This is a genomic window from Embleya sp. NPDC008237 (assembly GCF_042956465.1).
Taxonomy (GTDB): Bacteria; Actinomycetota; Actinomycetes; order Streptomycetales; family Streptomycetaceae; genus Embleya.
In genome coordinates this window covers 1-19991 of record NZ_JBIBGL010000036.1, presented here as the reverse complement: position 1 = coordinate 19991, position 19991 = coordinate 1, and the positions used below count along the sequence as shown (strand labels likewise).

The 19991-nt window shown below is 71.4% G+C and carries 16 protein-coding genes and 2 pseudogenes; 11 read left to right on the top strand and 7 right to left on the bottom strand.

Features of this window, described 5'->3' with window-relative positions; translation table 11 throughout:
- Positions 1–713: 713 nt before the first annotated feature.
- Both ACFZBU_RS46515 and ACFZBU_RS46510 read right to left on the bottom strand, forming a co-directional pair.
- On the bottom strand, positions 714–1256 hold the full coding sequence (locus ACFZBU_RS46515) for a hypothetical protein (RefSeq protein ID WP_391589902.1): 543 nt from the start codon (positions 1254–1256) through the stop codon (positions 714–716).
- A 382-nt stretch (positions 1257–1638) separates the two neighbouring features.
- Complete coding sequence (locus ACFZBU_RS46510; protein WP_391589901.1) at positions 1639–2193, bottom strand: DUF2716 domain-containing protein; 555 nt, start codon at positions 2191–2193, stop codon at positions 1639–1641.
- An 824-nt stretch (positions 2194–3017) separates the two neighbouring features.
- Here ACFZBU_RS46510 and ACFZBU_RS46505 point away from each other — a divergent pair.
- The 4 genes from ACFZBU_RS46505 to ACFZBU_RS46490 all read left to right on the top strand — a co-directional run bounded on the left by ACFZBU_RS46505 (position 3018) and on the right by ACFZBU_RS46490 (position 8588).
- Complete coding sequence (locus tag ACFZBU_RS46505) at positions 3018–3413, top strand: hypothetical protein (RefSeq protein ID WP_391589900.1); 396 nt, start codon at positions 3018–3020, stop codon at positions 3411–3413.
- A 9-nt stretch (positions 3414–3422) separates the two neighbouring features.
- The gene (locus ACFZBU_RS46500; RefSeq protein ID WP_391589899.1) at positions 3423–5816 is read left to right on the top strand and encodes a PQQ-binding-like beta-propeller repeat protein; all 2394 of its coding nucleotides are present in this window, start codon (positions 3423–3425) and stop codon (positions 5814–5816) included.
- A gap of 572 nt (positions 5817–6388) precedes the next feature.
- Positions 6389–6742: a hypothetical protein gene (locus ACFZBU_RS46495; protein WP_391589898.1), complete on the top strand. Its 354-nt coding sequence runs from the start codon at positions 6389–6391 to the stop codon at positions 6740–6742.
- 454 nt (positions 6743–7196) lie between these two features.
- Positions 7197–8588, top strand: a complete 1392-nt coding sequence (locus ACFZBU_RS46490) for a hypothetical protein (protein WP_391589897.1) — start codon at positions 7197–7199, stop codon at positions 8586–8588.
- Between the two features lie 12 nt (positions 8589–8600).
- Here ACFZBU_RS46490 and ACFZBU_RS46485 read toward each other — a convergent pair whose 3' ends face one another.
- The gene (locus tag ACFZBU_RS46485) at positions 8601–8894 is read right to left on the bottom strand and encodes a hypothetical protein (RefSeq protein WP_391589896.1); all 294 of its coding nucleotides are present in this window, start codon (positions 8892–8894) and stop codon (positions 8601–8603) included.
- Between the two features lie 6 nt (positions 8895–8900).
- A complete protein-coding gene (locus ACFZBU_RS46480; protein WP_391589895.1) occupies positions 8901–9212 on the bottom strand; it encodes an AbrB/MazE/SpoVT family DNA-binding domain-containing protein in 312 nt (103 codons plus the stop codon).
- A 154-nt stretch (positions 9213–9366) separates the two neighbouring features.
- On the opposite strand from ACFZBU_RS46480, the gene ACFZBU_RS46475 reads away from it, so the two are divergent.
- From ACFZBU_RS46475 to ACFZBU_RS46450, 6 genes and pseudogenes are all read left to right on the top strand, one after another.
- Complete coding sequence (locus ACFZBU_RS46475) at positions 9367–10563, top strand: hypothetical protein (protein WP_391589894.1); 1197 nt, start codon at positions 9367–9369, stop codon at positions 10561–10563.
- A gap of 13 nt (positions 10564–10576) precedes the next feature.
- Positions 10577–10810 carry an FxLD family lanthipeptide gene (locus ACFZBU_RS46470; RefSeq protein ID WP_391589893.1) on the top strand — a complete coding sequence of 78 codons (234 nt, stop codon included), beginning with the start codon at positions 10577–10579 and terminating at the stop codon, positions 10808–10810.
- Positions 10811–10885: 75 nt separating this feature from the next.
- Entirely contained in the window at positions 10886–13930 is a 3045-nt protein-coding gene (locus ACFZBU_RS46465) for a lantibiotic dehydratase (protein ID WP_391589892.1), read from the top strand.
- Positions 13927–15165 carry a lanthionine synthetase C family protein gene (locus ACFZBU_RS46460; protein ID WP_391589891.1) on the top strand — a complete coding sequence of 413 codons (1239 nt, stop codon included), beginning with the start codon at positions 13927–13929 and terminating at the stop codon, positions 15163–15165. The genes ACFZBU_RS46465 and ACFZBU_RS46460 overlap by 4 nt, the downstream gene beginning before the upstream one ends.
- Positions 15147–17141, top strand: coding sequence for a thiopeptide-type bacteriocin biosynthesis protein (locus tag ACFZBU_RS46455; protein WP_391589890.1), 1995 nt, complete (start codon positions 15147–15149; stop codon positions 17139–17141). The genes ACFZBU_RS46460 and ACFZBU_RS46455 overlap by 19 nt, the downstream gene beginning before the upstream one ends.
- A 142-nt stretch (positions 17142–17283) precedes the next feature.
- Positions 17284–17556: pseudogene (locus ACFZBU_RS46450) on the top strand (endonuclease NucS domain-containing protein); the annotation flags it as partial.
- A gap of 53 nt (positions 17557–17609) precedes the next feature.
- Here ACFZBU_RS46450 and ACFZBU_RS46445 read toward each other — a convergent pair.
- The 3 genes and pseudogenes from ACFZBU_RS46445 to ACFZBU_RS46435 form a co-directional block, all read right to left on the bottom strand.
- Positions 17610–17780, bottom strand: coding sequence for a hypothetical protein (locus ACFZBU_RS46445; protein WP_391589933.1), 171 nt, complete (start codon positions 17778–17780; stop codon positions 17610–17612).
- Positions 17781–17936: 156 nt separating this feature from the next.
- Positions 17937–18152: pseudogene (locus tag ACFZBU_RS46440) on the bottom strand (leucine zipper domain-containing protein); the annotation flags it as partial.
- A gap of 456 nt (positions 18153–18608) precedes the next feature.
- Positions 18609–19220 (bottom strand): FMN-dependent NADH-azoreductase, encoded by a 612-nt coding sequence (locus tag ACFZBU_RS46435; protein ID WP_391589889.1) that lies wholly within the window; start codon positions 19218–19220, stop codon positions 18609–18611.
- A gap of 151 nt (positions 19221–19371) precedes the next feature.
- Here ACFZBU_RS46435 and ACFZBU_RS46430 point away from each other — a divergent pair, with 151 nt between their 5' ends.
- Positions 19372–19773, top strand: a complete 402-nt coding sequence (locus ACFZBU_RS46430; protein WP_391589888.1) for a winged helix-turn-helix transcriptional regulator — start codon at positions 19372–19374, stop codon at positions 19771–19773.
- Positions 19774–19991 lie beyond the last annotated feature (218 nt).

Here is a 19991-nt window from a genome sequence, read left to right as displayed (position 1 = left end):
CGCCGCCGGGCCCGAGCACACGAACCGGGCCCCCACACCCGCCCCCGACACACGCTGCCGGATCGTCCCCAGCCCGACGCGGGCCGTGATTCGCCATGCCGCATCCCCTCCCCGACCCGTGGGCCCCGCATCGCGGGTCTCCCTCCCACCGGTCCGCCATCGACGACGGCCCCTGCACCGTAGACGGATCCGAAACACCGTCACCAGAACAGTTCAGGACATCCCACACAACCCCGGAATCGCGCATTCCACAGGACTTGGACCGGTCGACCCGAAGTCCCATCCGGCCGCGCCCACGCCCGTGTCGACGGCACGACGCCACAACGACGCAGGTGCGGACCGACGCTCCGCACGCCGATGGCTGCCGACGCAAACGGGCCGGGACCTGCTCAAGCAGGCTCGCAAACGCCTGCGCCGGCAACTCGCCGCCCCGACCGGGCGTCCGGTACCGACCCCGCCTCGAACATGAACGCGAGGCCGGCGAAGCCGTCCGGCCCGTCGGCGGGGCCGGCGTGGCACACCGCGCGGGCGACCGGGATCGTCGGGCTCGGCGCGCGGTCCGGGGATCCCCGGGACGACGATGCCCGGGCCCATGGCGTACCGCACCCGAGGATCGCGGCGGGCCGTCGCCCGCGCGCCGGGCTCCCGCCCCCGGGACGGCCCGGGAACGGAAACACGCCCGGCGACGGGAACGGCGCGGCCGCATCCCGCGGTCAGGCCGCGTGCTCGAGGGACGACACCGGACGCGCCGCCGCGGTCGCCGGCCAGCCGGCGGCCACCATGCGGCTCCGCACGAAGATCGTGGCCACCCGCGTGACGACCTCGGTGAGCGCCATCAGCACGAACGCCGCGACCCACGCCTGTCCGGTGGTGATGTCGTGGGCGAGGCTGAAGCGCGCGACGTGGTCGGCACCGCCGTGGTCGACCCAGACCTGGAAGCCCATCCGAGCGCCCATGCCCAGCACCCACAACACCGCCGAGACCGCACCGGCCTTGATCAGCAGATGCCCGCCCGCGGAACGAATCCGGGTGAAGACGCCGCCGGCGACGCCGAGCACCGCGCCGATCGCCATCAACGCGCCGATCAACACCAGGTCGTTGCCGGCGGTGGGGATCGAGTCGAGGTACTTGAATCCCACGAAGGCCACGATGCCCAGCGGGATGAGGAACGTCTTGCCGTCCAGCCGGCCTTCCCGCAGCTGCCGGAAGACGACGAGGACGAGGACGATGTCGGTGATCCAGTCGGCGTTTGTCATGTCCTCAGACTGCCGCCGCCGCCTTTTCCGCACCTGGACCCACGGGTGGAACAACAGGTGGAGACGGGGGTGGACCCCCACGACCACCCCCGCCCCGGCAACCACTCGGGGCGGCCCGAGGCCAGAACACGCATCGCGGCGCCCACGACCATCCCCGCTCCGGGGAACGGCGGGCGCTGTCGGACCGGGTGTCGGCGCCCGGGACGGAGACCACCGCTCGCGTCCGCGCCGACGACTTCGCCGGGTGCCGCGACACCGGTCCCGTCACACCGCCGACGCGACCCTCGCGCCGGATCCGGGGCCGGTGTGCCCGCGCCCGCCATCGACGGCATCGGCCGACGCGCCACGGGCCGGGCGGCCGAACGAACAGCACGAGCACGCGTCACCGCCGCGGGGCGGGTCGATCGACGGGTACCCCGTCCCGGCGCAGGGGTCGTCCCAGGATGTGGTGCATGTCCTGTTCGATCGCGTCGAGGAGTTCCGCGCCGAACACGCAGAAGGTGTGTTCCCAGGGGTGCCCGAAGGTGCCGAATCGCAGATCCTCGGCGAGGAAGACGTGGTAGTCCCCGTCCGGGTACGGACCGAACGGCCAGCCCTCGCGCGAGCGTCCCTCGAGGACGCGTGGCAGGAACATGTCGGTCCCCGGGACGTCCGGACGCAGCCGGTGGCAGGTGTGTTGCCAGTCCAGGAGCCACAGCGACTCCCCCGGCCCGCAACGGTCGACGAGCCCGTCCTGGACGACGTCGACCAGACGGTCGAGATTCCGATCGCCGGGATCGTCGCGCAACGCGTCCAGGCTCCACGTGATCGACGGCGAGGGCTCCGTGATCCCGGGAAACTCGCACACGCTGGGCCTGAACGCGAAGCGGGCGTCGAAACGGTCCCAGACATCGGTGTATTCGGGGCCGGACAGCAGGCGCAGGCGTTCGACCGTCACCCGGCGAACCTATCGTCACGCGGCCCGCCCGCCGCCGGCGCCGGCACCCCCGATCGGTCATCTCCCGACGGGCGCCACACGGGGCACCGGCGCCATCGGCCGGCGCCGGTAGCCCGGAACTCGACGTCCGGGCGTGGCCCTTCGCGGGCCGGGCACCCGGGTGCCGCGGGTCGGGTTCGAGGTATCGCGGCTCGGGAAGGAGGCGTTCGCCGTGAGGAATGGCGCAGCTTCCCTGAGCACACGCGGAGCTCCCACGGGGGCACCGGCCGGGGCGGGCCGGGCCGGGCCCCGGGCGAATTCGCCGACGCGGCGCGCTGTTCCCGGCCGGCGGAGTCCTCGTCCCGGAGTACCTCCGACCACCGGTTCCGCACCCGCTTCCCCGTCCGCCACGGGGGTTCGCCGCTGTCACGACCTGCAACGTCCGCGCCGGAATACCGGTCCCTGGATTCGGCCCCGTCGACGCCGATGCCCCTCTCACCGCGATCTCGGTACCGCGGGGGAACGGGCACCGGCGCCCGTCACCGTGACGGACCGGGGTGAGATGTTCGCCGACGACGCCGAATACGGGACGGAGCCGCGCATATTACGGACCCGGGTCGGTCGGTTCCTCGTCCCACGGAAAGCGCCGTGCCTTTCGCCGTTGTTCCCCGCCCCGGGAACCGTCGCGCGCGGCGCCCGCGGCCCGGTTCCTGCCGGCGGGCGTTCAAGATTCGGTTGAACGGCATGCGGCTGCCCGGTGGTCGTCCTAGTCTGACGGCGACGAACATCGAAGTTGCCGCGTTCGTGGGCCCGTCCACCGGCGAAGGCGGTTTTTTGGGGGGACGATGGGCTACTTCCGTGTGCGTGTCGAGGGTGGGGTCGACGGCGAGCCGACAGGGTTGACCGAGTCGTTCGCGGACTGGCTGATCGAGGACCGTGCGGTCGGCACGCACGCCGACATCGGCAGGGTCCGGTCTGCGGCCGCCGGCGACGGGGGAATGTCCGGCGAGGTGGTCGAATGGATATCGTTCGCCACGTCGTCGGGATTCTCGACGGCGGCGTTGGTGTACGCCCATCGGTCATTCCGCGCGTCGCTGCCGCGGCGGGTCCGGGACGGGGTGCGCCTGGTCGTCGAACGCGACGGTACGACGCTCGTCGTGGAGGGTGTGTCGGCGGACGACGCGGCCCGGATCGCACGGGTGCTCGGGACGGCCGACACCGATACCGCTCCCCCGGTGTGAGGGGCTGCCGTGGCGGTTCCGAGTCCTCGGGGCAGTCGGGCGGTGCTGGTGGGGGTGCACGCCTACACCGGGCTGGAATCCCTCCCCGGCGTGGCCGCGGGGGTCACGGGGCTGGCCCGGTTGCTGCGGGATCCGTCGGTGTGGGGGCTGCCCGACGCCCATGTCACACAACTGGGGTCGCGGGCGTCACGCGACTCGATTCTCGGTGCGGTCCGGGACGCGGCGAGCGGCTGCACCGACACGCTGCTGGTCTACTTCGCGGGACACGGCCTGCGGGACCGCAGTGGCGAGCGACTGTATCTGGCGTTGGCCGACGCCGACGAGGACCATCCGGAGATCGGCAGCCTGGCCTACGCGTCGCTGCGCAGGGTCGTGGCCCGGGCCGGGTATCGGGCGCGGTGCCGGATCACCGTGCTGGACTGCTGCTACAGCGGTCTGGCCGGCGGCATGGGCGCCTCGACACTCGCCCGCCCGGACCTGACACGACTGCTCGAGGCGGACGCCCCCGATGTCGCCGACGACGGATACGACGACGAGCACGGCAGTTGTGTGTTGACCTCGGCCCCCAGGACCGGGCGGTCGTTCACCCCTCCGGGGGCCCGGTACCCGGATTTCACCGGCACACTGATCGACGTCCTGGAGGAGGGCATTCCCGGCGCGGGTCCGGCGCTGAGCACGGAGCAGGTGTGGCGTCGCGTGCGGCGTCGGCTGCTCGCGCAAGGCAGCCCCGAACCCCAGCAGTTCGGGCAGAACTCCGTCGTCCGACGGGACTGGGTCCACAACCGCGCACACCCGCGTCCGTCGGCCGGGCCGCCGACGGGAGGGACGGCCGGCGCACCCCTCGCGGCGACCGAGAACACCGATCGGCCCACGTCCGCCACCGACGCCCGTCGGCGCCCGGGCGCCGACACCACACCCGACCCGGTGGCAGCCGCCTCCCCGATCCCGACGGCCGGCCGGCCACCGGCGGCGACCCCCGCGACACTCGACCCGGGACCGGACCCGGCACCGCACCAACCACACGGCGACACCGCCCCCACACGGGCACACACACGCCCCCGGACACCCACGACGCCCCCGTCCGCACCGGACGGCGAACCGGTCGACAGCACGCCGACCGCCTCTCCCGAACCGGCACCCGCCACCGCTGAACGCGACAGCGGCACCGGCGTCGACAGGTCGACGGCGGCGCCCGCATTCCCCGGGCGCCGCCGGTTCCTGTGGATCGCCGCCGGAACCGCGGCCGCCGCCACCACCGGCATCACCATCGCGCTCACCCACACCGGGAGCGGCACCGCGGCACACAAGACGAACCCGCCCACCGACCTGCGGACACAACCGGCGACGTCCCCTCCCGAAGCCCCCTTGACCGCAACGACGTCCACCCCCGGAGTCCCCACGCCCCCCTCGACCGCGACCACGATCGTTCGACCGTGGCGCTTCACCACCGGCGACTGGGTCCGGTCGTCTCCGACGGTGGCGGACGGCGTGGTGTACATCGGCAGCCAAGACCACAGCGTGTATGCCCTCGACGCCGCCACGGGTGGCAAGAAATGGTCCTACCCCACCGGCGACTGGGTCTCTTCGTCCCCGGCGGTGGCGGGCGGCGTGGTATACGTCGGCAGCTGGGACAAGAATGTGTACGCCCTCGACGCCGCCACCGGCACCAAGAAATGGGTCTACACCACCGGCAAGGGGGTCGAGTCGTCCCCGACGGTGGCGGGCGGCGTGGTGTACATCGGCGGCCTCGACACGAACGTGTACGCCCTCGACGCCACCACCGGCACCAAGAAATGGGTCTACACCACCGGCGACGAGGTCGGTGCGTCTGCGACGGTGGCGGGCGGCGTGGTGTACATCGGCGGCCTCGACACGAACGTGTACGCCCTCGATGCCGCCACGGGCACCAAGAAATGGTCCTACACCACCGGCAAGGGGGTCATTTCGGCCCCGACGGTGGTGGACGGCGTGGTGTACATCGGCAGCCACGACACGAACGTGTACGCCCTCGACGCCACCACGGGCACCAAGAAATGGTCCTACACCACCGGCGACTGGGTCTCTTCGTCCCCGGCCGTGGCGGACGGCGTGGTGTACGTCGGCAGCGTAGACCACAGCGTGTACGCCCTCGACGCCGCCACCGGCACCAAGAAATGGTCCTACACCACCGGCGAGCGGGTCGAGTCGTCCCCGACGGTGGCGGGCGGCGTGGTGTACGTCGGCGGCTTCGACAAGAACATGTACGCCCTCGACGCCGCAACCGGCACCAAGAAATGGTCGTTCACGACCAACCAGCTCATCATTTCGTCTCCGACGGTGGCGGGCGGCATCGTGTACATCAGCAGCTACGACCGGAACGTGTACGCCCTCGACGCCGCCACCGGCGCGGGGCCTGCGATGTAGGCGGCGACAGCTCGCCGGCCGGGTGCGGGCGGGTGGTCCGCCGCTCGCCCGCGAGCACCTGCGGGAACGTTCGCCCTGATCGGCGCGTCCACGGATCCCGGCACTCGCGCGCGGGGGTAACGCGAGTCCCGGAGCAGGTACTTCGCCGGTTTTCGAGTCGTGGTCCGGGGCCTGGGGTCAGACTTGGCCGGTTCGGGGGTGGTGTCGATCGGGAGGGCGCGTCGCGTGCGGACGGAAGCCGAAGCGAGTGTCGATGTGGTGCCCGGGTGGGGCACGGCGGCCACCGTCGGGCTGTTGGAGGTCGGGGAGGCGGTGCGGGAGGCGGTCGCGACACCGGCCGTGCTGTGCGTCACCGGGGTGCCGGGGGTCGGCAAGACCGCCGCCGCCGCGCTGGGCGAGGCGCGGGGTGAACGGGGCCGGGACGCGGCGTGGTTGACGTTCCGTTCCCGCCCGACGATGGCGGGCGTGCGCGAGGCGTTGTGGGGGCGGTTGTGGCCGGGCCGGGTGGCGCCGCGGTCGCGGATCGACTTCGAACACGGCGTCACCCGCGCGTTCGAGCGCACCCGCGCACCGTGGTCGTCGACCGCGCCGACGTGCTGCCGAAGGACGCGCTGGAGTACTTCGCGGCCCTGGCCGAGGACCCGCACGTCGACCTCGCCCTGATCGTGATCGGTTCCCTCGCATGGGGCGCGGCGCTGCCGAAACGGGCGCCGAACCTGCACTCCCACACGTATCGTCGTGTGCGGTTGGAGCCGTTGACGGACGCCGAGGCGGTCACGGTGGTCCCGGGCCTGCATCCGATCTGGGCCGACACCACCGCCCGCGAGATCACCGGCCTGAACCGCGAAGTCGGCGGGACGTTGCGCGGATGGCACCGGGTCACCGCACACCGACTCGCCGCGTCCGCCGCGGGTACGGGCGTGTAGCGCGCCTGTGTCGGACCGGCGCCCGCTGCCCGCAGGGACGTCGGCCGGGGGCGGGTCTCCGCGGTGCCCCACCGTCGGCGCCCGGGGGGATGCACGGCTTCGTCGTGTTTCCGGTGAACCGCCTTCTCGCCGGGGCGGCTGATGCGAGGGTGGGCGGGTGTCCCGCGTGGGGTCCACACACTCGCCTCGCGGCGTGGTCGTGCGGGCTGTGCCCCGCGCGGGGCCACCCGTCTCCGGGTCGGCCGGGCCCGGGTCGCGGTCGGGCCCGGCGGAGCCGCGGCGTTCCCCTGCCGGGTGGCGGGTGGCGTGGTCGGCGGGGCGGTGCGTGCGGTGGAGGCTTGTGGGTCGGTTGCTTTCGCGTGCATCGTCGGTGTGGAGTCGTGAGGGCTCCCGTGGTGCGGCCGCGCGGGAGCGGCGGTGGGCCTGGGCGTCTTGGGGGTGATGGTCGGTGGCGATGAGGAAGCTGTTGGTGGATCCGTTCACGCGTGCCGAGTTGGGGCGTGAGGGTCTGGAGGAGCTGTCTCGGAATCTGTGGCCGGGACAGTGCCAGACGTGTGGTCGTGAGCTCGGGGAGGCTTCGCCTTCGGTGGTGGTGGTCGAGGGCGTGTTGGACGTGACCGCGACCCTGCACCACGCGGGATGCGAGCGGGCGCGCTGGTGTCGGGACGGTTCGCCGTCGTGGGGTCGGTTCCTGACGACGGCGACGTGTCTGACGGCGGTTCCGTTCGGGGATCCCGGGCGTGACCCGTTCTCGCCGACGCTGGTGGTCAACCCGGGCCTGGAGCGGGTCTGCCTGGCCCGCGACGAGGCGGGTCGTTATCGGGCGACGACCGTGAGCGCGCTGGGGCCCGAGGGCTTCCTCGCGCCCTCGGCGGGTGTGGGGGTGGGCGACGGCGACACGGTCGCCTCGTGGCTGACCGGGGACCGTCTGATCGTGCGCGCCGGTGACACGTACTGGGTCGTGCCCGCGTCTGCGGCCGATCCGCTGCTGCGTGAGGTGCGCGCGTTCGGTGGTGTCGTCCTGGGGATCTCGACGGCGATCGACCCTGCGGCCATGGGCGGCGTCGAGCCGCTCAAGCGGATCCTGCGCAGTGGTGACGTCGCCCTGATCGGCGCTCCCCTGGCCGATACCCCCGCGCCCGACGTTCACGGGCACACGGTGCGGATCGAGTCGGAACTCGCCCACGCCGACGAGGAGCACCCGTTCGACTGGATTCCCGAGGCCCCGTATCCGGGGCCGAGCTACGACCCCGCGACCGGGCTGTTCGCCGCGGGCCTGGGCATGGACGGGCCCACGTACTGGCGGTTGACCGTTCCCGGTGGCGGGGCGGCCAACGGCCTGATCGCGATGCCCGCGGGTATGGGCAAGACCAGCATGCTGCGGTTGATCGTGCTGGAGGCGCTGTGCAGTGGGGCCTTCCGGTATCTGCTGATCGCTCCGCGCGGGCGCGAGGGCCTGATCGAGGTCCTGGGCGAGCGGGCCGAGTTCGTCGCCGACACCCCTGGGCGGGCCGTGGATCTGCTCGCCCGGACGGCCCGTGTGGTCGACGTGCGTCTGGCCCGCGCGGAGCGGCATCGGGTCGTCGATCGCGAGCACGTCGGTCTGTTGCTGGCGATCGACGACGGCGAGGACGTGTTGGGGGATCCGGCTGCGGCCGCTGCGGCGGCGCACGTCGCGATCCACGGGCCGGGCGTCGGCGTGGGGCTGGTCGTGGCGAGTTCCTCGCTGGCGGCGGGCGGATTCGGCGGACGCCGGGATCTCGTGGTCGCGTTGGGCCGCTCCAACGCCATGGTGCACACGTCCGAGGACCTGGACGAGCTCAGGCGCCTGCAGGCGAACGCGTGACCGCTTTCGACGTCAGGGGCGGTCGAAGATGTCGTGCGTGCCGATGCGGCGCCACAGGACGTGCTTGTGGCCGGCGCGTACGGGTTCCCCGTACTCCCAGGTGGCCCGCCCGTTCGGCGCCCACGTCATCTCCCACACGCTCTTGGTGCCCTGGACGCGTTTGACCCGCAGGCCGGGCCGGAAGGAGCCCGTGTCCAGGTCGGGCCGGAACGCGGTGCGCACGGCCCGGCGGAAGCGCTCGCGCTGGGCGTCGTCGAGTTTCCTGTAGTCCTGCTCGAAACGCGGCGACGGATGGAAGGTGGCCACGGGGGGTCAGCCGTCCAGGGCGGCGAACATCGCGTCCTCGTCGTCGTAGTCGACGCCCTCGCCAGCGGCCAGCTGCGCGCTGGCCTCCCGCTCGCCCTCCTGCCACTCCGGGGTCCAGAACCACTGCTGGTCCTTGGGGATCACGGTCATCGCCCGCAGCGTCACGTCCCCGTCGGGGTGGACGGTGAACTCGACCTCGTCGCCCTCGTCCAGGTGGAGCGCGTCACGTACGTCCTTGGGCAGCGTGACCTGGCTCTTGGCCCGCACCTGGGCGCGGCTGACGACGGGGTCGCCCTCGTGCGAGTCGGTGCCGCTCATCGATCCGCCTTCGTGTCCGCGAGTGCTGCCCCACCATCCTCGCGCGAACGCCCGGGAAGTCCAACAGTGGGAAAGTCGCACTTTCGTCTCATCGAGGGTCCACAATCGTAGTCGGGTGAACGCCGACAGCGACCGGTAGGGGATCGGGGGCGTCATGGGCAAGGGGAAACGACTGCGTGCCGCCCGTGCGGCCGCACGGCGGGCCGAGGCGGCGTCCTACCCGTTCGTCGTCGACGAACGCACCCGCGACGAGCTGGGCCCCGCGGGACTTGCCGAACTCGCCCTGAACCTGTGGCCCGGGGACTGCCAGACGTGCGGATGGGACCTGGGCGTACTGCGGCCCGCGGTCCTGATCCGGGACGCCGTCGCGTTCGTCGCCGCGAGCCTGCACCACGAACGCTGCCAACGCCCCCGATGGGACGACGGCCCGCTGTGGACGTCGTCGGCCGACGCCGCGCTGTGCTCCTACACCCTGCGCACGTTCGTCCTGCTCACCCGACGGGGCACGAACCCGCCCGAGGAGACGCCCGTCGTCGTGATCAACCCCTCGCTGGAGACCACGCACCTGGTGCGCGATCCGCACGGTCGCTGGACGAGCGCGAGCATCGACCACCACCGCGCGCTCGGGCTGAGGACGTTCGCCCACGACCTGAACGTGCGCGAGGCCCTGCCCGACGCCCGCGTCGTCCTCGACGGCGACCTGCTCACGGTGTGCCTCGACGACACCGGACAGAGCTGGGGCTTCGCCTGCGACGACCAGACCCTGCGCCGGGTCCGCACCCGCGGCGGCATCGCGCTGGCGCTCACCACCGCGATCGACCCCACGACGCTGGACAGCGTCGAAGAGTTCTTCGCTCTCGGTACGGCCGGCCGGATCGCGGCCGGGTGGGTGGCCCTGGAGGGCTCCGAGCAGCCCCTGCCCCGGAACACGGTCGCGCCCGACGCGCTGCGGACCTTCGTCCTGTACCACGACCCCGGACACGCCAGTGTCGGGGAACTCCTCGCCGACACCGACCGCGCCATCTCCCCCGACCGGGCCCGGGCGTGGGCGCAACCCCTGATCCCCGGTTCGCCGATCCCGTGGAATCGGATCGGCGACGCGCAGGCGTGGTTCACCCTCGACGCGCTCACCCTCGACCACTACATCCTGCGGCGCCACGACGACGCCTGGAAGCTCGTCAGGGTCTTCGCCCGCATCGACGGCCCCCGAGACCGGGACGAGGAGTCCCTCCGCGCCTGGGCGAACACCGCCGTACGAACCCGCGGAGGCCACCGCGTCCTCGACTGGACACCCCAGCCCGCCACCGACGACCGGTCCCGGACCCTCCACGGACTCGGCACCGCCAAGTAGACGACAATCCCTCATGACGCACGACGACCACCCCCTCGGTGGCCTGGCCCTCGTCGATCCGCCACTGCCCACGAATCACCGGGATGTGGGGCCCGACGGCGACCCGGACGAGTTCCTGCTCGACGTCCGGGTCCTCGTGACCCTCGCGCCGCTCGCCGAAACGGCCTGCCCGACCGACGACGGCTGCGGCAACACCTGTGCCGGGAACGCAAGTTCGTGCACGTCGTCGATGAACGCCCTTTCCTGAACGCCGCACACCGGGCGCCCTTCACCCACCGCCGGTGCGGGGCGCCCGGCCCTCGGCCGGAATCGGAGGCCACGGATGTCCGCTTCGCGTCCGACCTACCAGTGGCCCGGAATCGGGCTCCTGCGCGCCACCACCGCCCCGGGATGCCTCGTCGTGCCGGACGACCTGGACCCGGCCGACCCGGACATGCCCCGGCAGGGTCTGCTCTGGCTCACGAACCTACGGCAGGACCCCCGGCTCCGAGCCGCGCTCGCCGCCGCAAGCCCGGACCTCCTCGACGCCCTGGACACCCTCGAAGCGGACGAGGCCGACGGGCGCCGCATTCTCCGCCTGGTCGCCGGTACCCGCCGCTATCTCCTGCGCTGGCAACACCGGGCAACCCCGTTCGCCCTGTTCGCAGGCGTCGGCCCCGTTCACCGTGCACCCACCACGAAGGTCCGCTGGGGAGGCGAGCACCGCATCGTCCGCCGCCCCGACCCCGAATGGTTGGGCGAGATGGTCGACCGCCTCCACGCCTGCGCCGAATTGATGGAACGCCTGACCGTGGCGGCGAATCCGGCCGCCGTCCGCCGCGGCACCCGTCTCGTCGTCCCTGCCCCGCCGGCCGGGGCTGGCACCGATGCGGGAACGGCCGCGATCGAGGTGTCCGTGCGTGCCGGACGGCCCGTAGCGGTGGCGATGGAGGCTGCGCAGGCCCCCGTGACGTTCGCGGAACTCGTGAAGGTCCTCACCGGTGCCTTCCCGACGGCGCCCACCGACCGGATCCGCACCATGGTGTCCGACCTCGTCGCGCAGCACTTCCTGATGAGTGCCCTGCACCCCCCGATGGCCACGGACGACCCGCTGGGCCACGTCTGTGCGGTTCTGCACGGCGTCGCCGCCCACGACATCCCCGCCGCGGCCGAACATACGCATGCCCTGACATCCCTGCATCGTGAACTCCGAACGCCGCAAGCGTTCCCTCGCGCCGCCTCGTTCGTCGCCCCGCCCTGCACAGAGCCCATCCCCCTCGCCCGCGACACGGTCCTGGACGCTCACCTCGATCTTCCGGTCCAGGTGGCGGAGGAGGCCGCCAGGGCCGCCGCCGTTCTGTGCCGCCTGTCCCCCTACCCGCTGGGCACCGCGTCCTGGCGCGACCACCACGCGCGGTTCGTCGCCCAGTACGGCACCGGGCTGGCCGTACCCGTCCTGGACGTCGTCTCGGACGCCGGGCCCGGTTACCCGGCCGGCTATCTCGGCTCGGGGCGACGCAAGCCCCTGCGGGTGTGGACCGCGCGTGACGAGAGGCTCCTGGCGCTGGTCCAAGAAGCACTTCTCGAAAGCGACGAACTCGTTCTGACCGACGCCGTGGTGGACGAACTGGCCGACGATCGAGACGCCTTCCCGCCATGGCCCGACCGCGTCGAGATCGGTCTGCACATCCACGCCGCATCGACCGCAGACATCGACCGGGGGCGGTTCACACTGTCCATCGCCGGAACGCCCCGAGCCGGAAGCAGCATGATCGGCCGGCATGCACACCTGCTGCCGGAGGACTCCCGAGCCCGACTCGCCGCGACGTACCGGGCCGCCGATCCCGACACGATCGCGGCCCAACTGTCCTTCCCGCCCCGTCTCCGCCGCAACGCATCCCTCGCCGCGAGCACTCCGTCGCCGGGGCACCTCGTCTCGCTCGCCGAACACCCACCGGCCCACAGTGGTGAGGCTGCGCCCCGACCGATCTCGGTAGGCGAACTCGCCGTGTCGGCCGACGCGGACCGGTTTCATCTGCTGCACACGCCCTCCGGGCGGCGCGTCGAGATCCGTGTCGCACACGCGCTCGAAGCCACCATGCACATTCCTCCGCTGGCCCGGTTTCTGTCGGAGATCTCCACGGCACGAGGAAGCCTGTACACCGCCTTCGACTTCGGGGCGGCTTCCCGCCTGCCCCGCCTGCCTCGCGTGCGGTACGGCCGCACGATCCTCGCCCCTGCCCGTTGGCTCCTGCACGCCCGCGCGCTGCTTGCTCCGTCGGCCTCTGGGGAGGTGTGGGAAAAGGCCCTGGCGGAATGGCAACGGCGTTGGTCGATGCCCACCCGGGTCGCCCTCGTCGAACACGATCAACGCTTGCCGCTGGACCTGGACTTACCCCTGCACCGACACCTCCTGCGAACTCGACTCAATCGCGCACGCCGGCTCGAAATACACGAGAACAACACCGACGACCGCTGGTTCGGACGCGCCCACCAGATCCTCCTGCCCCTCACGCTGTCCACGCCGCACAGGATGTCTTCTCCACGACCGACCCTGCCGCAAGCGACCACCCGGTCACTCAGAACACCAGCGGTTTTGTACGCGCAGTTGTCGGCTCATCCTGACCGCTGGGACGAAATCCTCATCGAGCACGTGCCCCGACTGTTGAACACCTTCCCCACCGCGCCGCTGTGGTGGTTCCAGCGCCACGACGACCTGCGCTACCCCGACCGCACCGGCCACCTACGCCTCCACTTCCACCTGCTCTCCTGCGATGACCACGGCCCCGCGGCTACACGGCTGACCGCGTGGACCTCCGACCTGGTCGAGCAAAACCTGGCGAACGCCCTGAGCGTGGAGGCGTTCCGTCCCCGTCCCGGTCAGTACGGGCACGGCCCCGCTCTGCACGCCGCGCACACGGTCTTCGCGTCCGATTCCCAAGCGGCACTCGCCCAGATCGACCTTGCCACGCGCACCGGCATACCTCTGCTCGCGCTGACCGCCGCGAGCATGATCGACGTGGCCATTGCGTTCGCCGGCGCACCCGACCGAGCCGCACGCATTCTCGCGGACGAACTACCCCGCGCCCGAGGCGGGCTCGACACCACCCTGCGCAACCACGCCCTACGGCTGACCGACCACACCTTCGTCCCCCGCGCCATCACCGAACTCCCGCACTGCGACATGGTGATCGAAGCCTGGCGACAACGAGCCCGAGACCTCGACGCCTACAGAAGAGCCCTTGAGACCGAACGCGACCCGATGTCGGTGCTGACCGTGCTCCTGCACAACCACCACCGCCGCAGCTGCGGCTCCGCGAACGAGCAAACCACCCTGCGCCTCGCGCGGACCTGTGCGCTCCGCGACCTGCATGCGAAGCCCCGATGATCGAAGCGTCGACCTCACCACCACCACCACTACTGCCGGCCGCAAGCGCGTGCCTGGCGCGTCTTCCCCGCCCGGGCACGTCCGCCTGCGAGCCGCCCTGGCGGGCACACTCCCTCGCCGGTGGCGACATCGGGATCGCACTCGCCCACGTCGAACGTGCCCGCCACGGCGCCGACTCGTGGCGCCAGGCCCACCGATGGATCGCGCAGGCATGCGCGGCGCCCATCGGTTGCGGCCCCGACACCGGCTTGTTCCAGGGACTGCCGGCGATCGCCTTCGTTCTCCACGCCACCGGTCGCCAACCACACGCGCTTGCCGACACCCACGCCGCACTCGGCCGCCTCGCCCACGACCTCGCCCAGGCCACCCACGCCCGTATCGCTGCCGGCCGACCGAGCATCTTCAGCGAATATGACGTCTTCTTCGGCCTCACCGGAATCGGCGCGCTGCTGCTCCGTATGGACCCCCACGGCGGCGCCATGGAGCACGTCCTCACCGCGGTCGTCGCCCTCACCCGCCCCAGCCGAATCGACGAGACCCCGCTGCCCGGTTGGTGGGTCGATCACGACCCTCATCGCCGACAGTCACCGCCGTTCCCCGGCGGGCACGCCAACCTCGGCATGGCCCACGGCATCACCGGCCCGCTCGCCCTGCTCGCCCTGGCCTCCCGCAGCGGAGCGGTGGTCGACGGCCAAACCGAAGCCATCGCCACCATCCTCGACTTCCTCGACGCATGGCGACAGGACGGACCGAACGGCACCTGGTGGCCCCAGTGGATCGGCCACTCCGAACTCGCCGCCAAACGACCTGCCCAGACCGCGCCCGGTCGGCCCAGCTGGTGCTACGGCACCCCCGGCATCGCTCGCGCCGGACAGCTCGCCGCCATCGCCATCGGCGACACACACGCCCAAGACACCTACGAGAACGCCCTCGTCGCCTGCCTCGCCGACCCCGTCCAGCAAGCCCTTGTCACCGATGCCGGCCTGTGCCACGGCGCCGCCGGACTCCACCAAACCGCCTGGCACACGGCCCGCGAAGCCCGCAACCCCGACCTCGCCGCCCTCCTCCCCGCAACCGCCCACCGACTCCACGAACTCGCGAGCCGACCCCACGACCACGGGCCCGGCTTCCTGGAAGGCGACGCCGGAACCCTCCTCGCCCTCCACACCACCACCCTCGACCTCACCGACCCACCACCCGCCTCCGGATGGGACGCATGCCTGCTCCTGACCTGAACGCCGACCCCACCGACTGGCTCCAGATCCAACTCCACTTCAACAACTGGGCATCGGCCACCACGACCGCCGCGACACACCTGCTCCCCGTGCTGGAGACCGCGACCAGCCCCGGCGGCACATGGTGGTTCATCCGCAAACACCCCCACTGGCGAGTCCGGCTGCAACCCGGTACACACGACCGGACCGGGCTGCGCGCCCGTCTCGAACAGGCCCTCGACGGCCTCACCGACGAGGGGATCCTTCGCGGCTGGTCCACCGGCCACTACGAACCCGAGACCACGGCGTTCGGCGGCCCCGAAGCCATGGCCGCCGCGCACACTCTCTTCGCCGCAGACAGCCAGGCCCTCCTGCGTCCCGCCCCCGACCCACTGCTGGGTCCACGCGAACTCTCGATGCTGTGCTGCGGTGCCCTCCTCCGCGGGGCACGACTGGAGCCGTACGAGATCGGCGACGTGTGGGCCAAGGTCACACACGACCGGCCTCTGCCCCTCGACGCCACGCCCGCTCGCCTCGACACGGTCATCACGGCAATACAGGCGATCCTGCGAACCGACTGCACTCCCGACGGCAACGCCTTCGGGGACCGACAACCGCTGGCGTACGCCCATGGCCAAGCCCAGGCGTTCCACACCTGCGGGAACACCCTGACCCGCCTTGCCCACAGCGGCCTGCTGCAACGCGGATTGAGGTCAATCCTCGCCTACCACGTGATCTTTCACTGGAACCGGGCCGGACTCCACACCAGCCAACAAACCCTCCTCGCCCACGCCGCCCGGCACGCCATCCTCGGCGCACCAACTCCGGCCGACTCCACATCCACCCGACGGAAGAACCCATCACGCCGACCAACCCCGAACATCGACATCGACCACGCCACAAGCCACTTCCCTCTCCTGCCACCCTCCCGCCCGAGTTGTCCACCGCTGCCGGAGCGCCTGCAAACCATCCGCAACCACGCACACGCCGCCACCACATCCGACGACCCCGACGAACGCGTCGACCGGGCCTGCAGCGCCTGGAACCTCACCGCCCTCATCGCCGCAGACGGCGGCCTCCCCGGCCTGGCCGCAGATCTGTGCCACCAACAGTTCGAATTGCTGCACACCGCCCGGCCGTTGCCCCCGCGGATCGCCATCGCAGCCCTTCAACCACTGATCAACCTCGCCCGCCTCCACGAACGCGGCAACCATCCCGAAGCCATGTACCGCCTACTCACCGGCATCGAGCACGGCCTGGAGCACGACGGCGCCCCGCCGATCCAAGACACCACCATCACCCTGGACGGACTCACCACCCCGCACGACACCGAGCCGGTCCGAGCCTGGTACCGGACCGTTCTGCTCCGAGACGGCACCCGAGCCTTGGCCGCCACCGGCGAATGGACCCGCGCCGCCGCGCACGCCGTCCTCCACGACCCCACGCCCGAACGCCTCCAAGCAGCCAGGCAGACACGGATCATCGCTCTCGCCACCGCAGGCAACCACACCGACGCCCTCGCGGTTCTCGACAACACCGACCCCGCCGACCACGACACTCCGATCGCCGCCGCCCTCCGCGCCATCGTCAACGCCGCGGCAGGGCACCCGCACCACGACGAACTCTCCAAACTCGTCGCCCAACTCTCGAACACCACGACCGGCAGGGGCGACAAGCCAGGCGAAGCCACGCTGCACAGCGTCCGCCTCGCCCACATCGCCGACGACCTCGGAGCCGGGCCAAACCGGATGGCCCCCTTGTGGACGCGCCTCGCCCGCCAAATCCTCGAAACCTCCGACGCCTACGCCGCGCAGGCCGCCCTCACCACGCGCACCTGCCGCGCGACCCTCACACCGACACACGTCACCGCACTCGACAACCTCGTCTGCCACGCCGGGATCAGTGGCCCACCCTTGCGGACCCTGGACGCCGTCGCCGCCTTGACCAGCTCCTTGAAGACCGCTGCTGCCGTCTTGATGGGCTGCGGGACCTCCTAGAGCCACGGTGCCGCCCACTTACGCCAATCCGGCTCTGGCACATCTGCGAGCGGCGAGGAGGGAATCGGACGCGTTATGCGGAACAACCCTCATCAAAAGGCAGTTGTTCCCGCGTACGAAGTCGCCGAGTGGTTGGAGGAGCATGCCGACTGGCGTCGCGGTGTGGCGAATGGACGGGGACGGGGCGCGGCGCTTGCGGCCCGTGATGATGCCGTTGGAGCAGGACCTCGAAGCGCTGGTCGAGACGGACCCGGACATCCTCGGGGAGCGGTTGCTGGTGATCGGCCGTCAGGTGCGCACCGCGCACGGCGGTGTGGTGGATCTGCTCGCGGTCGACGGCGAGGGCGCCGTCCACGTCATCGAACTGAAACGGGATCGCGGCGCCCGCGAAGTGGTCGCTCAGGTCCTGGACTACGCGTCGTGGGTCTCGTCCGCGTCGCACGCCGGGATCCTGCGGATCTTCGCGGACTACACCGACGCGATACGCCGCCCCCACTGCTTGATCTCCTCCTCGTCGACGACCGTGGCCATCGCCTTGGTCAACGTCGTCTCCAGGATGGCGGGCCACAGGTCGACGTACTCGGCGTCGGCGTGCCCGGCGATGTCCCAGTACCCGGTGTTCAGTTCGCGGATGCGCAAGGCGAACCTCGCGCGCCGCCGCATCACGCTTGGCACGAACAGCGGCGCCTTGGGCGCGCGCTCGCGGATCTCGGAGACCAGGGGCGCATCTCGTCGGCCGCCTGGGGGGCGGTGCTGCCGAGGCCGAGATCGTTCGTCCCCACCAGGAGGAAGACCGCGGGAGGTCTGGGTCGGTGTCCTCCGCGGGCTGCGGTGCGGCCGGGGTGAGCGGTCGGCCAATCCCGGCCTCGTCGAATTCGCAGGTAGCGGGCGGCGGCGGTCACGGAGACCCGGAAGCGATTCGCGGCGCGTCGCAGTGGCCAGTGATCGTCGACCCAGCGAGCCAGGTGCCAGGCGTCCGGTCTCGGTCAGGGGTGCCCTACGGTGGGGCATGAGGGCCTTTGGTCGTTCGAGTGTTGACTTCGCAATCCACACCCAACCCAAAAGGCCCTCACTCGTTCAGGATCACTGCACCGTGTCCGTCACCAGCCTCCGTGGGCAATACAGCCGGGTCCCGGGTGAGCCGATTCAACGCGGCCACACGTCCGGATCCCGGAACCCGAGCGCGGGTTCCGAGGGCCACCTACGGATACTTCGACATCGCGCCGCGCTGAAACGACGCACGGTCCGGCCACTGATCCAATGCGGCGAGTTCGCATCGCCGGGACACTGGCCGACGACCAGGACACGCAGGCTTCGTCGCCGAGCGGCCGGGCTACGTCGCGGGACTCGTCGTCGATGACACCGGCTTCGCCGAGAGGAGAAGGACGCCGCTTCCGCCGAAGTGCAGCCAGTGCCTGGCTTGTCCTCGTGGCCAGCGGTGTCGGGCCGGGTGCCCAGGCCCGGCTGTCAGGCCAGGAGCGCAGCATGCCGCCGCGCGGACTCGGCGACTCGCCCCAGCGACTGCCGCGCCGATTCCTCGGCCATCGGCACCAAGTCGGCCATGGAGGGAACGACAGTGGCCTTCGTCAGTTCGCGCGTGATGGTTTCGACCTGCAGGCCGAGGCCACCGCCCAGTACCTTCTCCAGGTAGTTGGTGTCGAACTCGAAGCCGGCTCGCGGCGTGCCGGCGCGGTAGGAGCCGCCGCGCGAGGCCGCGACCACAACGTGCTTGCCGGACGGGGCCACGCCCTCGCCGAAGGTTCGCCCCGCCAGGATGATCTGGTCCAGCCAGGCCTTCAGGGTCGAGGGGATCGTGAAGTTGTACATGGGAGCGCCGATGAGGACAACGTCGGCCTTCTCGAATTCGGCGATGAGCTCCTCGCGCAGTGCGGGAACGGACTCCGCGGTGACGGTGGCGGCGTCCAGGTGCGGCACGGGGGCGGCGGCCAGGTCGCGGTATATCACGCTGCCCTGCGGGTGCGCCTCCTCCCAGACTCTGCGAAACGCGTCGGTGAGTTGGCGGGAGGCGGAGGCCTCCAGCGGGAACAGGGACGAGTCGATGTGCAGCAGAACGGCCATGGGGGCGCTCCTGGGGATGGGCGCGCGGGGCGCGCGAATGCGGTGAAGCCGGCGAGTAGATGCCTCGGGCGGCGGTTTCGTACGCTGCTTACATTAGTATAGTAGCTTACTTTTCCGCAGCATATTCTCCGGCGGGTACTAGCATGGGCGCATGACAAAGGGGCAGCAGGGGGACGCGGGGCAGTGCACAGGAGCGGTCGGCGCGGTGGAAGGCGTCTTCGCCCTTCTCGGCAAGCGCTGGAACGGCGTCATCCTCGCCAGCCTGATGAAGGGTCCAGGCCGCTTCGCCGAACTCGGGCGCGCCGTCAGCGGAATCAGCGAGCGCATGCTCTCCGACCGCCTCGCCGAACTCGGCGACGCCGGCCTGGTGAACCGCGAGGTGGACCCCGGCCCGCCACTGCGCGTCACCTACCGCCTCACCCCCGCGGGAGAGGCACTGCGGCCGGCCCTGGAAGAGCTGGGCAGCTGGGCCGAGCAGTTCCTCGGGGCATCCGAGCAGGGCGGTTGCCCCACCATCCGGATGCCGAAAGTCGCGAATCCCCGAAACGCGTGACGGCCCCGAACAGCGCCGGCCAAAGCCGCATCAGGCATCGCTGTCCCCCATGACGACTCGTCCGCGCGAAACCCGGTGACTCCCGGCATCACCACCAATCTGATGCGCCCGAAGGAGTTCGATGCCCACGCCGACACCGGCGACATCTGCCACGGTTCCCTCGTCGCCCACGGCCAGCCGATGCGCCGCCTCCTCGAATCGGGCGCGGCCCGCGGCGA

Excerpts from the sequence above, each read along its gene's own strand:
- ACFZBU_RS46505 (WP_391589900.1), top strand. The coding sequence starts at position 3,018 with ATGGGCTACTTCCGTGTGCGTGTCGAGGGTGGGGTCGACGGCGAGCCG.
- ACFZBU_RS46480 (WP_391589895.1), bottom strand. The coding sequence starts at position 9,212 with ATGAGCGGCACCGACTCGCACGAGGGCGACCCCGTCGTCAGCCGCGCC.
- ACFZBU_RS46515 (WP_391589902.1), bottom strand. The coding sequence starts at position 1,256 with ATGACAAACGCCGACTGGATCACCGACATCGTCCTCGTCCTCGTCGTC.
- ACFZBU_RS46475 (WP_391589894.1), top strand. The coding sequence starts at position 9,367 with ATGGGCAAGGGGAAACGACTGCGTGCCGCCCGTGCGGCCGCACGGCGG.
- ACFZBU_RS46465 (WP_391589892.1), top strand. The coding sequence starts at position 10,886 with ATGTCCGCTTCGCGTCCGACCTACCAGTGGCCCGGAATCGGGCTCCTG.
- ACFZBU_RS46460 (WP_391589891.1), top strand. The coding sequence starts at position 13,927 with ATGATCGAAGCGTCGACCTCACCACCACCACCACTACTGCCGGCCGCA.
- ACFZBU_RS46435 (WP_391589889.1), bottom strand. The coding sequence starts at position 19,220 with ATGGCCGTTCTGCTGCACATCGACTCGTCCCTGTTCCCGCTGGAGGCC.
- ACFZBU_RS46430 (WP_391589888.1), top strand. The coding sequence starts at position 19,372 with ATGACAAAGGGGCAGCAGGGGGACGCGGGGCAGTGCACAGGAGCGGTC.
- ACFZBU_RS46470 (WP_391589893.1), top strand. The coding sequence starts at position 10,577 with ATGACGCACGACGACCACCCCCTCGGTGGCCTGGCCCTCGTCGATCCG.
- ACFZBU_RS46490 (WP_391589897.1), top strand. The coding sequence starts at position 7,197 with ATGAGGAAGCTGTTGGTGGATCCGTTCACGCGTGCCGAGTTGGGGCGT.
- ACFZBU_RS46455 (WP_391589890.1), top strand. The coding sequence starts at position 15,147 with ATGCCTGCTCCTGACCTGAACGCCGACCCCACCGACTGGCTCCAGATC.